Consider the following 1296-nt stretch of genomic DNA (forward strand, 5'->3'; position numbering starts at 1 on the left):
TGATATCTGGCAGGCTGAGACACGATCCGCTGCAGGGAGGGCCTTCGATACCTTCATCAAAACTGGTAAACCCCTCTTTTTCAAGAGGATGTGTCAGATTTGGTCTGAACTAATCCAGCTAAACACCAGAATTGACAATAACTCTCGATAATAGTACGAGCCATGGTTTGACGGCGAAAGCTAAAGCCCGCGCAGGTCCCAAGCTGTTTTTCCCGGTGATAAAACGGCTGTCGATCATCAAGCTTGCTGGCTATGAGATGGGCTAGAACAGATTCGGTAAACTTACCCTTGGCTAGGATATGCTTTGGCTCGGGAGCAATAACTATTTGGCCTGCATAACCTTTGGGGCAGGCAACCTTCTCCCGCAACTCGACAATCACTCCATATACCGGGGGTATGTAGTTCAAGCGCTCATAGCGTTCGTAATCAACAAGATTCTTTTGGCAACCACATGCACAGGTTTTATCCTGTTCTGAGACAGGGATTACCACCTCTTTTCTTGGCAGGTGTCCGGCAAAGCTCTTCTTTGTTTTTTATGACGCTTGTGTGACACAATACTAACCACATCACCCTGATCTTTGTCGTTATTAGCCTCGTTTTCCTCTAAGGAATTTTCCTCTCGAGCTTCTGAACTTTCGAATAGTAGCCTTTGAGGATCATCAGGGTCTTCATATCACTCAGAGCGCCGACCAAAGAGAGAACGCTGTAGTTGTTTGAATTGATACAATGGCTGACTGTAAGCCTTTTCAAAATGCTCGCATCGTTGGAGCGAGAATTTGAGTTCACATATAAGCTGTTCAACCTGGCACTGTAGTGAATCACCGGTAGCCATTGGGTTTTCCGATGTTAATTAATGCCAAGAAAGATAAACCTCAACTTCTCATTTCGTTTATAAAGAAGCCAGAACCCACTATCTTCCCAGTAGAGCATGCGAATTTTATCGGCCTTTTTGTTGCGAAAAACAAAGAGCTGAACGAATGTTGGATCTTTGTGTAATGTATCAGCCATGAACAGTATGATACCATCAATCTTTTTCCGAAAATCGATCGGCTGGCGGTAAAACCAGTCTTTGACGTTAAACGGTAGCCACATCGTATTTACAGGTCCATAAGGCCAGAGATTTTCGCCAACAACACCGGGCTATTGATCACCAGATTTATGCCATAAGGGAACTCTAATTCTCCCAGGTTTCCCGTATAATAATGAGGATACCTACATGTACATTTTAAATAGTAAGTATCCCCCGGCAAAGCCGGGGGCTTTAATTTTGTGAGCCGCTCTAAGCGGCAATTACGG

2 protein-coding genes are annotated in these 1296 nt (G+C 44.6%); both read right to left on the bottom strand.

The features are described from left to right. Positions 1 to 80: 80 nt before the first annotated feature. On the bottom strand, positions 81 to 491 hold the full coding sequence (locus ACCI49_RS24660; RefSeq protein ID WP_371841909.1) for a hypothetical protein: 411 nt from the start codon (positions 489 to 491) through the stop codon (positions 81 to 83). 355 nt (positions 492 to 846) lie between these two features. After that, entirely contained in the window at positions 847 to 1092 is a 246-nt protein-coding gene (gene tnpB, locus ACCI49_RS24665; RefSeq protein ID WP_371841911.1) for an IS66 family insertion sequence element accessory protein TnpB, read from the bottom strand. Positions 1093 to 1296: the final 204 nt, after the last annotated feature.

Origin of the sequence: Microbulbifer epialgicus (genome assembly GCF_041447265.1) — a bacterium.
Classification (GTDB): Bacteria; Pseudomonadota; Gammaproteobacteria; order Pseudomonadales; family Cellvibrionaceae; genus Microbulbifer; species Microbulbifer epialgicus.